The sequence below is a fragment of the Chryseobacterium sp. GP-SGM7 genome, assembly GCF_049166575.1.
Taxonomy (GTDB): Bacteria; Bacteroidota; Bacteroidia; order Flavobacteriales; family Weeksellaceae; genus Chryseobacterium.
This window is the reverse complement of record NZ_JBMHFF010000003.1, coordinates 73,161-84,982: the sequence shown is the minus strand read 5'-3', so window position 1 is coordinate 84,982 and position 11,822 is coordinate 73,161. Positions and strand designations below refer to the sequence as shown.

The window sequence follows — 11,822 nt, the reverse complement described above, 5'->3', positions numbered from 1 at the left end:
TTAGAAGATGAAAAAGCTTTTTAAAATAGTGACTATTCCAACAATCTATATGGTAATCACTTCTTCCGGTGGAAGTTCAACACCTGCCTGGCAGCAGGAAAATGTTTCTTTTCCAATGATGGATCTGGAAATCAATGCTACAATGAAAGAGCACGATAGGCAAAAAGAAATGAGACAAAAGCAGACGCTGAATGCTACTGTGGAAACAGCCAATCAATCGCAATGGAAAGATTTCAAGGAGAAAATAACGAAAGTGCAGGACAGGCTTCGAATTGTATCATTTGCGATTCAGTCAATACCTACTGGAATTGCAATGAGTAGGGAAGTAACAAAAATAACAGATAATCAGACCGCAATTATCAATGAAATTAATACAGCACCTTATTCTATCATAGTTGTTTTACCAGCTCAGGTGCAATTTGTAGATGATTTGCAGATGGTCACAAGATTAATAACCGGAATTATCCTGTCATACGGAGCGATTAACCAAATGGAAAAGTCGGAACGTAAGGTTTTGTTGGATTATGCATTAAGCGAAGTTAAAACACTAAGCAGAAATTCCACTTTTATGCTTTTAAAAATCAGGGATATCAAAGCCAAAGTCTTACGAAATAAAAGAGCATTCCAATACTATGTCAACAGAGATAAGCAAGTGGTGGAAAGTATTATGACAAACATCAAAAATTTTTAAGATGAAGAAAATATTAACTTTTGGAATAGTAACATTTTTTGGTATTGTTACTAAAAGCCAGCAGATTGTCATCAATGATAAGCTCTTATCGCAAATTACGGTCAACCACGGTGTTCGTTTAGCAAGTGAGCAGGTTTTTTTAGATTCTTATAAAAAACAGAAAGAACTTTATGATGATATCAATAATAAAACGACTCAAATTATTGCCATTCAGGAATACATCTACCAGCAGCTTAAAAATGTCAATTCAGCGCTTACTCAAAGTAAGAAATTGATTTACCTGTACCAGTATCTGGGTAAGATTGTGACCAATTCCAATAAGATGCTTGACTTGTCTGCTCAACATCCGGAATATACAGTCTTGGTTTCCAAATATTATGCAGAAATAGGTAAACAAACTTTAAAACTTCAGCAGGAAGTTACTCAGGATATCCTCAATGAAAATAAAGATTTTCTGATGGATGCAATGGATAGGGAAATGCTTATTGAAAAAGTCTTTACCAAGGTAAGAAATATTAATGGGAACATTCTCTACATTATTTTGAGATTAGAAAATGCCAAGAAGATTCCTTACCTGTATCAGGTTCCTGTACTCCGAAACTATCTCAATATCGATAAAGCAATTGTCGGAGACATCATTCAAAAATACAAACACCTATTCAACTAAACCTATGGAAAATCTATTAAAAAAAGGAAAACTTTTGTTGTTGTTATTTACTGTCACAAACCTATTTGGACAAAGTGTAAAAAGACTGAACGATCCTGCTATTGTTGCGCAGCACAAGCGAATGACATTCGAAAGCTGGGGAGATTGGCGACCTTATCCAAAATATTTTCTGGGTATCCAAACCAATTTTGCGTACGCTACGGTATGGGGAATTTGGGCTCCTAAAATCAACAGGGATTACAAAGATGGAGATGATATCAGACCATTAAAACCAACCGGAGAACAGAATTTAAGATTGGCTCAGTTAAAGTTTCAGGAAGAAGAAGCCAAAAAAATCAAAGCAGCTTCTGATACAATCTATAAAAGAAGTGTTCAGGATCTCGCTCATTGGACTTCGGCAACTGTTGATGCCGATCCTCTTTGGTTGCTGTACTACAAACGGATGCTGAAACCAATCACAGAATTTCCCGATACACCACAAAATTTTACTGAATGGAGATTGAAAGACCAGCAAACTTACGAAGCACTTTCTACCACCGGTACATTAAAAAGACTGCAGGAAGAATTGGATCTTATCAAAGATAAATATTCGATGTCCCGATCGATGGATATACCAAGGGGAAAGCGCTTTATAATGTATCACGAAACACTGATCAAGTGGAGGAAGTTTGTTCAGGAATTAAAAAAGCACAATGATAAAACGACACTTCTTCTAGACTATAAAAACATTTTAAATAATCACCTACCTACAGCAATACCTTCACAATCGAACTCTGTTTCGGATAAACAAATTGTTCAGGATGTGATGCAGAAGTATAAACACAAATATTAGATATGAATAAATCAATCACATTTATTTTCTGCTGTATAGCATTGTTACTGCCGGTTTTTGGTTTTGCCCAAACCGACAGTGATTACAGTAATCTGCTTCAGTTCTTGAAAGGCGATGGAGCTTTTGAAAAATGGTTTATGGAAGTGTTCACAAAACTGGACAACAGTGTTCAGGACAGTGCAGAGGGTTCAGCATTGGTAGGTAGAGCTATTGGTGGCTTAGGTGCTTTGATGTACCTTGGATATATGGGTTGGCAGATGGCGGCTGGAGACCGCGAATGGGAAATTGTCCCGATGTTGAAACCTATTCTTATAGGATTCACGCTGATTTACTGGACAGGATTTGTCAATTTACTTAAGGCACCTTTTGAAGCCATTGCAGAACCCGGAATAGCCATTTTTAGTGACATCGAATCCGAGGTTAATGATTTAAGAATAGAAAGGTTTAAAAAACAGCAACAATTATTGGATGCAGTTATTAAGCTTAACGCGGAAGAAGATGCGAAACAAGATGTTATTGATAATACCTCGAAAGACGCGGATGATTCCTGGTTTGATATCAGTGATGGTATAGACAAATTATTACAACCAATCAAGGAATGGCAGATCAGAATGGAATTCCAAATGCAGAAACTGGTAGCAGAAATCATTGAATTTGTATGTCTTTCCATTCTTCGAGTTTGTGTTTATCTCATCTTTTTTATTCAAAAGATCTGGGCTTATATACTAATCATCCTTGGACCAATCGCTGTCGGAATGGCGCTGATTCCGGGATTTGAAAACTCTTTGTACAGCTGGGTTTCCAAATTCATCAATATCAATCTCTACACTTTTGTTGCATACACCATAATCAATATTGGACAGCAGTTGATCGCATCCGGTTATACAATGGAAATAGAGCGATATGATACGCTTCTAACTAACGGAACCATTACCAATTTGGATGCTTTGATGGTCTATGTGAGCAATTCAGGAATGATCTACAACCAACTTTTTACGTGTGTTGCTTACATCGTCACAGGCATTGGAGTTTTGATGACGCCGACTATTGCAGATACGATAGTAACAGCAGGTGGAGCAGGCGCAATGACGAAAATGAAAAGTGCAGCAGGTAAAATGGCGAGCAGTGCCAAAACAGCAGCATTGGCTGTGAAAACAGGAGGTACTTCGGCAGCTGCGGCAACTGCAAAATCGGCAGCCGCAGGTTCTGCATCTGGAAGAGTTAAAGATGCTATGAAAAATGGTAAATAATCTCATTAAACGTATTAAAAATGCTTATTAAAAACTTAGAACAAAGAATAAAGATCAATAAGATAGTTTCATTGGGAGCGATTGCATTTGCTGTTTTAATTGTTGTAGCAGGGTTTTTCTTCGCTTACAGGATGATTCAGGATTCGAGAAAATCGATCTATATTTTGGATAACGGCGTTCCGGTTCTTGCTAAACAAACCGATGTTCTTTTGAACAGACCTGTTGAGTATAAAGCCCAGATCGAATTATTCCATCGATTGTTTTTTACACTGGCTCCCGACGATTCCTACATCAAGGAGAATATTCAAAAATCTTTGTATCTCATTGATGACAGCGGCAAGAAAGAATATACCAATCTAAGAGAAAAAGGTTTCTACAATCAGATTGTTGCTTCCAGCTCAATGGTCAGTATTCACACGGATTCGATTTCTCTGAATATGGAAAACAAAAAGTTCCAGTTTTTTGGAAAGCAGATGATTACCAGAAAATCATCTGTCATTACACGGAAATTATTTACCGAAGGATTTTTTGAGGATATCATCCGGAGTCCTAATAATCCTCACGGTGTGTTGCTAAAAAACTGGCGAATTATCAATAACGAAGAACTTTCCACTCAAACTAAAAATTCTTACTAAAATGAAAACTTTTATTAAAAATAGAGGACAAAAATGGGTAGGCTGGTCAATAGAGAATCCGAAGAAATTTTTTATGTATTCAATGATTTTTTTATCAGTTTCTTTTATCATATCCATATTACAAGGCATCTTTTTTCCGTCTGATAGGACATTCAAAATAAAACCTCCCATTCTTTATTCAAAAAGTTCGGTAGCTCAAAATAATATGACAAAAAATAATAAAGAGATGGAAAAGATAGTCGGCGAGTTGCAATTGTTGAAAGCAAAACGAGATCGTGGGAAATTACTGAAGGAAGACAGTTTACGAATAGAATATCTGTTTAACCAATACCAAAAATTTAAAAATGGACATTAAAAAAATCAACTTTAAAGAGAAAAAATATGTTCTGCCACTTCTTGCATTACCATTTGTTTTTCTTTTTGCCTATGTAGGTGCACAATTTATGAAAGATGAAAGACCGAAGGAAAAACCAAAAGAACTTTCTCTTTCATTGGGTGAATCGCAGGATTCTATAATGACCAAAAATGATGCGTATGATGCTTTCTTTAAAAAGGATGACAACAGGACGATGCTTGGCGGATTGGATAAGGAACAGGATAGCCTGTTAAGTTATGAGGATCAGTTATCCTTGGCTCAGAAAAGAAGGATTGATTCTCTGAAGGCTGTCAACTCAAGACAAAATCATTATCAGACTAATGGTAATCTGTCATCTTATTACAATCCTAAGCAAGAGAAAGATGATCAGGATTATAAAAGGTCATCCGAGATTATAAAAATGCTGAATGACAAATCCTATGGAAAACCGGAAAATAATTATGCTGAAACACCAAAAGAAAAGGCACAAAATGTTCAACAAGATCCTCTAAAATATCTGAAGCAGCAGATGCTGGTGATGGATTCTTTGGAAAAGGCAAGAGATCCCGATTATCAAAATAAACTGTCAGCAGAAAATAAGCTTAAAGCCAACAAAGAGAAAATGGAAGAGTTTCTGAATTCAACATTTAACGTCAGCAAATCTGGGATTAACACTGATTTTAATGCAGTTTATCAAGAAAAAGAAAACAGTTTTATCAAGGCAGTTATCGATGAAGACAACAAGGGGTTTTTAGGAAGCCGGATTCGATTCAGATTACTTGAAGACATATTTGTTGGCAATAAAAAAATTAGCAAAGGTTCTATTCTATATGGTCAGATCTCGGGATTTACAATGCAAAGAGTTGACCTTAAAATTATTTCAGTATTTGCTAAAGGAGAGATTTTACCTATTAACCTTTCTATTTATGATGTTGATGGGATGAAAGGTTTATATGTTCCTCAAAGCGTATTCAGGGATATGATTCGTGAAATGGGTAGCAACTCTGTTCAGGGAACTCAGATGGATATGGGAGGGGAAGGTTTTTTTACAACCATCGGTTCCAAATTATTTACATCCACCTCCAAATCAATCGCCAATCTGATCAAAACCAACAAAGCCAAATTGAAGTACAATTCCTATGTATTTCTGATTGACGAAAAACAATTCAAAGAATCTCAAACCCAATCAAAACCTTAAACAAAATGAAATCATTTTTATATACACTGTTATTATTTGCAGTAACTGTGAAAGCACAAACTGCTGCCAAAGAACAGATAATTTCAGAGTTGCCGGAAATCGAAATTACAGAAGGAATCAATCTGCATATTATTTCTCCGGAGCCTATTCAATATGTCGATCTGTCTACTGAAAAATTGACTGGGGATTTACCTACAACCAACATTGCAAGGATTAAGATTACCGATGAAGAAAAGTCTGAAGTGAAGGAAGAAAAAGCGAAACCAATTTCATTTTTTAGAGGAGATAAAATTGGAATTATTACTGTAGTGGGCCAATCTTTTATTGCTCAATACAAAGCTGTTTACAGGAATTCAGAAAGTTTGAACACCGTTACCAATATTCATATCCAACCTGAAGCGATGCAACCTATTGAATTTGATAAAATGATCTTTTCCAATCTGGAGCTCAGAAAATTAGCGATGGACATTATTCAGAAAAAATCTGAAAACAATCCGATCAGACAGGAGAAAGATTTTAATCTGAGCTTCCAGCTTAATAATGTCTATGTCATTAGTGATTATATTTTTCTTGATATGACATTTAAAAATAAATCCAATCTGAGCTATGATATAGAAGCGTTTAAGTTTTCAATCGAAGACAAAAAGATCCATAAAGCCACCAATAATCAAAGCATTGAGATGACACCACTTTTTCAGCTGAATCCTCAAAAGCATTTCAAGAAGAATTTCAGAAATATCTATGTCTTCAAAAAATTTACTTATCCAAATTCCAAGGTGATGATGATACGATTGATTGAGGAACAACTCTCAGGAAGAACCATTGAAATGAAAGTGAATTATTCTGATATACTTAAAGCTGATACTTTCTAGCTGAAGCTCCGCTTCCTTTTTCTCATTCTCTAAATATTAAATTTTTATAAGAAAATGCAAGAGCAACAACATCAAATAAAGATTTACGGCTTTCTACAGAAAGTAGTGTATGCGGTGGTCGCATTGGATTGTGCTTCGTTGTTCTATCTGAATGCTGACGTTCCTGTAGTATCCAACTTATTGAAGAATTTTTCAAAAATGAGTTTCATTTATCCACCGATAAATGCGAAGATTGCAACGGTAATTCTTATAGGACTTGTTGCCGTCGGAACAAAGGCAAAGAAAAAGAAAGACTTAAATATTGCCACTGAAATCATTGTTCCAATGGTGTTTGGTTTAGCAATGATTTTTTTTTCATTGAATTGGCAAAATGAAGCTGGAAGTAGCAAATTACCAAAAGTTTTTCCAGGGCTTAATCTTTATCAGGCAATCTACGCAGTTCTTTCTTTTTTAGGAGCAGTTATTCTTCAGATGGGAGCAGACAGCATCTCAAAACTAATGCAGCAGAAAATGGGAAAAGACCGTTGGAATGTGGAAGAAGAATCTTTTGATCAAAATAAAGAGCTTGTAAATACAGAAACGTCAATAAATATTCCTTACACATTTCGATATAATAACAAAATACACAATGGCTATATCAACATAGACCCTTTTCGAGGTACTATTGTAATCGGAGTACCGGGAAGCGGAAAGTCATTCGGTGTTATAAATCCTTCAATACGCCAAATGATTGCTAAAGGTTTCTGTCTTTGCATTTACGATTTTAAATTTCCGGACTTAGCTCAAATCGCATACTATCATTATCTGCTTAAGAAAAGTAAAGAATCTGAATATGATTATGATTTTCACGTCATCAATCTGAACGAAGTTGAAAAGTCTAGAAGAGTAAATCCATTTCATAAAAAGTATATCCAAACTTTAGCGGAAGCGCAGGAAATGGCAGAATCAATGGTTTCATCATTACAAAAAGGTGGAGCAAGTTCCGGAGGTGGTTCAGAAGCTTTTTTCACACAATCGGCTATCAATTTTTTGTCTTCTTGTATCTACTTCTTTGCTACGTTCGAGAATGGAAAATATTCGGACTTACCTCATATTCTATCTTTTATGAACCGTAGCTACAAAGAGATTTTCGATACTCTTTTTACGAACGAAGAGATTTTTTCTTTGCTTTCTCCATTCAAAACGGCTTATGACAATAAAGCTTTTGACCAGTTGGAAGGACAGGTTGGAACTTTGAAAATTTTTCTTTCGCGTCTGGCAACTAAGGAGAGTTTTTGGGTGTTTTCAGGAGATGAAGTGGAATTAAAGATAACAGATAAGCAAAATCCATCAATTATGATTTTGGCTTCAGATCCTGCAACACAGGATATTAATTCAGCTTTGTACTCTTCAATACTTAACAGGACTTTACGGTTAATCAATTCTAAACATAATTTACCTGGGGGAATAATCGCTGATGAATTTCCGACGATCTACATTCACAAGATTGACAATATAGTGGCAACTGCTCGAAGTAATAAGGTTGCTGTTGTATTAGGGCTTCAGGAAATTCCCCAGCTTCGACAGTTTTACAAGAAGGAAGTTGCCGACACTATTTCTGCAATTGTCGGAAATATTCTTTCCGGTTCCGCAAGAGATAAGAATACATTGGAGTGGCTTGAAAAATTGTTCGGAAAAATTAAACAGAAATCCTATTCACAATCTACCTCTCAACAAGGAACAACTACCAGTATCAATGAAAAAATGGATTTTATGATTCCTGCTGGAAAAATTGCGGCCTTGAAAACAGGAGAGATGGTTGGAATGATAGCACAGGGCGAAGAAAATACTACTGAAGAATATAAGACTTCCGCCATACGAGGAAAAATCAATCTGGATATGAAAGCCATTAAGGAGGAAGAAAAAAATTATGTACTAATGCCCAATTACTATTCATTCGTGGATAAAAAAGATATCAATCGTAAAGAGGAAGTTCTGATGACCAATTTCAGAAAGATCAATAAAGAAGTGGAACTCATTGTAAAGGAAAATATCAAAGAATAAAATTATGAAATCAACAGAAAAATATTTGATAGCTGGGATGATATTGTTTTGTCAATTGTTGGTTTTTGGACAATTCAATACACTGACCAGAAAAGAAATGAAACCCAATGAATCTATTGCAGAAATAAAAACATTTCAGAAAGAAAAGCCAGCTATAGAAAAGGTGAAAGACAATAAAAATTTCTTTAATAAATTTTTTAATTCATCAACTAAATCGGATTTAAGAAAGCAAATTGATTCTTTGAAAACGATGATGCTAGAATACAGCTTGTCAAAAAAAGAGCGTGAAATATTAATTCCAAAAACTAATAATGACTCTCTATTACTGGCAGATAAAAAACAATTCTTCGAAAAGATTAAGAATATAGAAAAACCGATTAAAAAATTCAGTTTCATAAAAGAAGAGGATTTTGTATCAAAAATAAGTATGCCTTTGGACAAGAGCATCGTTGTTACTTCTCCTTTTGGATGGCGGACGCATCCTATTTTCAGAAATGGAAAAATGCACAATGGCGCGGACCTTAAAGCCAATTATGAAAATGTTTATACAGTTTTAGATGGAATTGTAATAGAATCCGGTAATTCAGGAGGTGGCGGAAAATATATAAAAGTCAGGCACTCTGATTCATTTGTAACCTCCTATTTACACCTTTCGGAAATATACTACAAATCCGGAGAATTTGTAAAAGCTGGATTTATTATCGCAAGAAGTGGCAATAGCGGAAATTCCACAGGTCCTCATCTACATTTTTCAGTTCAGGAAAACGGAAAATATATCAATCCAATAAGGTTTCTAAATGACCTTATCAATGCCAATAATCTAATTGCTGTCCATTATGAAACAGGAAAATATTAATACGCCCAACAATAAAATACTTACCATTATGCAAAATCACAATTTACCTACTGATGAACTAAAAAATTTTGGAATCATTAATGATGACTTCACTTTTTCAAAAAAGTTAAGTCCATATGACATTGAAAAGTTCCTACAAGGATATACCATTGTCGCTGACAATGATAAAAACAGAGCTACGTTTCAGCTCACGGAAGATAATACCAAATTGAAGGTCATTTTCCTCGAGCGGGACAAAAGCCTCAATAAAATTATTGAAAACAGTAAAGACAAAGTTCAATATACCAATATTAAAGAACTTTCGAGTGATTACCCAAATATTGAAAAGAAAGCTTTCATATTCGATAATGAAACAGGAAAAGTTGTGGAGTTTGATTTCATCAAAAATGCCAGAGAGCTTACTGCAATTATTGCTGATAAAAAAGATCCGGAAGAACTCAATAGATATAAAAACGAATTGTTAAAACTAAAAAGTTTTCTACAAGTTAAAGCAGATAAGTATCCTGAAATAGCCAAGGAAATTTCTAATGATATGAATGTCGTATCCAAAGAGATTGATTCTGTGAACAGTATCTCAGCTGATCAAAAACAAATTTCGAAAGCTGGTAATTCAGATATTCAACTGAATGTGAATGATCAGGATAGGTATGAAGATGCTAACAGACATCGCGAAGAGCAGCAAGAAGAACAATCTGAAGAACGTGAAAAGACAAAGGGATTTAGAAGGTAGTATTTAAAATTCAATTATAAATTATGGAGAATGAATTATCCTGGTTTGACAGAGTGATTACTCCCAAAACCAAAGCTTATAAAGATTTTGCAAAAGAAATAGAAGATACTTCTCCTGAAATATTTTACAGAGATGGAGAAAGGATGTTTTCTGAGCGTGAGAAAAAGTTTATGCAGATTCATAAATCCACAGCAAATAAAATAGTTCAAGGTTCTGCGTACACTGTAAATGCAATCTTTAATGTTGACACTGAAACTTCCATCAAAACTAATTATAAATGTTCAGCTGAAGTAGTACGCTTTATCAATAAGCAGAAAACCGAAGGTAGAATTTTGATAATACAAGATAACGCGGCATTTACGGACTTAACTATCGATAATGAAGCTACAAAACAAAAATATCTTTCGGATTCCTGGGCAAAAGAATTAGAGGTAAGAACTGACTTAAGTTTAGGAATGACGGCTTCTGAAATTGATGAACGGCAAGCCGATCATTACCGCAAATATGAGTATTATGAAAAAGAGATTAGTGTAAAAGTTGGGAAAATATCTTTCTACGATTACGATGGAGAGGTTGCAGAAGTAATGGAATATTCATCCGAGCAAAGTTATTTAAATGCTCTGAAGAAAGAATTAAATTCTAATATGGGAGGTTTCAAATATGAGACTTTAGTAAAGTCTCCAGTGCTCCTTAGAAAAGTAGACGATTTGATATATGATACTTATGGAGAAGAGAATCCAAATTCTCTCGATTCGTATAAAGAAAAATATAATGTCATCACCGATACTGATAGCCGTGCAAAATTAAAGGAATTAAAGCAATTTGATAAAAATCAACAAAATACAAATCAAATAATTATTAACAATCAAAATCCAAAAATTATGGAGACACAAAAAGAATTTGATCAGGTAAAATACCTGAAAGACCAAATGAAATATCTTGGTTTTGGAGAAGACGAAAAACTTCACAAAAATTTAGAAAAAGGGATGAAAGGTAAAGCACAGCAATTTGAAATCAAAACTTCTTCCGACAAAGCATTACCCGAAAACAAGGTCGATTTTACTTTGAAGTTTAGTAAAAGTGATCAGGGAGGTGTTTTTCTTAATTCCTATAATGCCAAATTAACCAATGATCAAAAAGAGGAAATATCACATAATTTTCCTGTAAGTCGGGAAAACTCTTTTACTGCAAAAGAAGCTGTCAACCTTTTGGAAGGACGAAGTGTGAAAATTGAGTTTGTCAATCCTAAGAGCAATCAAACAGAACCTGCGTTCGTTCAATTTAATTTTAATGAGCCAAAGACGGATAAAGACAATTATTATTTCCAAAATTTCTACAAAAATTACGGGGTTGATACAACCAAGATTGTTGAAAAATCTAATCTGGTATTTGATAATCCGGACTGGAAAGAAAACAGCATAAAGTCTTTGGAAAAAGGCAATGTTGTAAAAGTGAAATTTAAAGAAAACGATCAGGTCATAGAAGCAAAAGCTGTTCTGGATCCGCAGAATAGAAATCTTAAACTGTACGACAACGAGATGAACCGAATTAATACCAATAAACCTTTAGAAGGCTTGGAACAGGATAATAGTCACGATAAAGCCAATGTTCGGGAACAGAGCATTAAGCGTTAAACATCTTTCTTACCTATAATACTACAGGAAGCGGTAAGTCATCTAAAGATTTGCCGCTT

Annotated in this window: 12 protein-coding genes; all 12 read left to right on the top strand. The window is 34.8% G+C overall.

Annotated elements, in window-relative coordinates; translation table 11 throughout:
- Positions 1–7: 7 nt before the first annotated feature.
- From ACOOWA_RS12720 to ACOOWA_RS12665, 12 genes are read left to right on the top strand one after another with little or no spacing between them, the layout of a single operon-like run.
- Positions 8–691: a hypothetical protein gene (locus ACOOWA_RS12720; protein ID WP_421375695.1), complete on the top strand. Its 684-nt coding sequence runs from the start codon at positions 8–10 to the stop codon at positions 689–691.
- Position 692: 1 nt separating this feature from the next.
- Complete coding sequence (locus ACOOWA_RS12715) at positions 693–1,358, top strand: hypothetical protein (protein ID WP_421375694.1); 666 nt, start codon at positions 693–695, stop codon at positions 1,356–1,358.
- A 4-nt stretch (positions 1,359–1,362) separates the two neighbouring features.
- Positions 1,363–2,190: a hypothetical protein gene (locus tag ACOOWA_RS12710; RefSeq protein WP_421375693.1), complete on the top strand. Its 828-nt coding sequence runs from the start codon at positions 1,363–1,365 to the stop codon at positions 2,188–2,190.
- A 2-nt stretch (positions 2,191–2,192) separates the two neighbouring features.
- Positions 2,193–3,440 carry a hypothetical protein gene (locus ACOOWA_RS12705; protein WP_421375691.1) on the top strand — a complete coding sequence of 416 codons (1,248 nt, stop codon included), beginning with the start codon at positions 2,193–2,195 and terminating at the stop codon, positions 3,438–3,440.
- A 20-nt stretch (positions 3,441–3,460) separates the two neighbouring features.
- Complete coding sequence (gene traK, locus ACOOWA_RS12700; RefSeq protein ID WP_421375690.1) at positions 3,461–4,075, top strand: conjugative transposon protein TraK; 615 nt, start codon at positions 3,461–3,463, stop codon at positions 4,073–4,075.
- 1 nt (position 4,076) lies between these two features.
- Entirely contained in the window at positions 4,077–4,430 is a 354-nt protein-coding gene (locus ACOOWA_RS12695; protein WP_421375688.1) for a hypothetical protein, read from the top strand.
- Positions 4,420–5,628 carry a conjugative transposon protein TraM gene (traM, locus tag ACOOWA_RS12690; RefSeq protein ID WP_421375686.1) on the top strand — a complete coding sequence of 403 codons (1,209 nt, stop codon included), beginning with the start codon at positions 4,420–4,422 and terminating at the stop codon, positions 5,626–5,628. The genes ACOOWA_RS12695 and traM overlap by 11 nt, the downstream gene beginning before the upstream one ends.
- A 5-nt stretch (positions 5,629–5,633) precedes the next feature.
- Positions 5,634–6,500: a conjugative transposon protein TraN gene (gene traN / locus ACOOWA_RS12685; protein WP_421375685.1), complete on the top strand. Its 867-nt coding sequence runs from the start codon at positions 5,634–5,636 to the stop codon at positions 6,498–6,500.
- A gap of 54 nt (positions 6,501–6,554) precedes the next feature.
- The gene (locus ACOOWA_RS12680; RefSeq protein WP_421375683.1) at positions 6,555–8,543 is read left to right on the top strand and encodes a type IV secretion system DNA-binding domain-containing protein; all 1,989 of its coding nucleotides are present in this window, start codon (positions 6,555–6,557) and stop codon (positions 8,541–8,543) included.
- Positions 8,544–8,547: 4 nt separating this feature from the next.
- A complete protein-coding gene (locus ACOOWA_RS12675) occupies positions 8,548–9,399 on the top strand; it encodes a M23 family metallopeptidase (RefSeq protein ID WP_421375681.1) in 852 nt (283 codons plus the stop codon).
- Between the two features lie 28 nt (positions 9,400–9,427).
- Entirely contained in the window at positions 9,428–10,129 is a 702-nt protein-coding gene (locus ACOOWA_RS12670) for a hypothetical protein (protein WP_421376370.1), read from the top strand.
- 23 nt (positions 10,130–10,152) lie between these two features.
- Positions 10,153–11,763 (top strand): hypothetical protein, encoded by a 1,611-nt coding sequence (locus tag ACOOWA_RS12665; protein ID WP_421375679.1) that lies wholly within the window; start codon positions 10,153–10,155, stop codon positions 11,761–11,763.
- Positions 11,764–11,822 lie beyond the last annotated feature (59 nt).

Bases quoted from the DNA above. Each gene is read 5' to 3' on its own strand.
- traN (WP_421375685.1), top strand. From the start codon at position 5,634: ATGAAATCATTTTTATATACACTGTTATTATTTGCAGTAACTGTGAAA.
- ACOOWA_RS12710 (WP_421375693.1), top strand. From the start codon at position 1,363: ATGGAAAATCTATTAAAAAAAGGAAAACTTTTGTTGTTGTTATTTACT.
- traM (WP_421375686.1), top strand. From the start codon at position 4,420: ATGGACATTAAAAAAATCAACTTTAAAGAGAAAAAATATGTTCTGCCA.
- ACOOWA_RS12715 (WP_421375694.1), top strand. From the start codon at position 693: ATGAAGAAAATATTAACTTTTGGAATAGTAACATTTTTTGGTATTGTT.
- ACOOWA_RS12705 (WP_421375691.1), top strand. From the start codon at position 2,193: ATGAATAAATCAATCACATTTATTTTCTGCTGTATAGCATTGTTACTG.
- ACOOWA_RS12665 (WP_421375679.1), top strand. From the start codon at position 10,153: ATGGAGAATGAATTATCCTGGTTTGACAGAGTGATTACTCCCAAAACC.
- traK (WP_421375690.1), top strand. From the start codon at position 3,461: ATGCTTATTAAAAACTTAGAACAAAGAATAAAGATCAATAAGATAGTT.
- ACOOWA_RS12695 (WP_421375688.1), top strand. From the start codon at position 4,077: ATGAAAACTTTTATTAAAAATAGAGGACAAAAATGGGTAGGCTGGTCA.
- ACOOWA_RS12720 (WP_421375695.1), top strand. From the start codon at position 8: ATGAAAAAGCTTTTTAAAATAGTGACTATTCCAACAATCTATATGGTA.
- ACOOWA_RS12680 (WP_421375683.1), top strand. From the start codon at position 6,555: ATGCAAGAGCAACAACATCAAATAAAGATTTACGGCTTTCTACAGAAA.
- ACOOWA_RS12670 (WP_421376370.1), top strand. From the start codon at position 9,428: ATGCAAAATCACAATTTACCTACTGATGAACTAAAAAATTTTGGAATC.
- ACOOWA_RS12675 (WP_421375681.1), top strand. From the start codon at position 8,548: ATGAAATCAACAGAAAAATATTTGATAGCTGGGATGATATTGTTTTGT.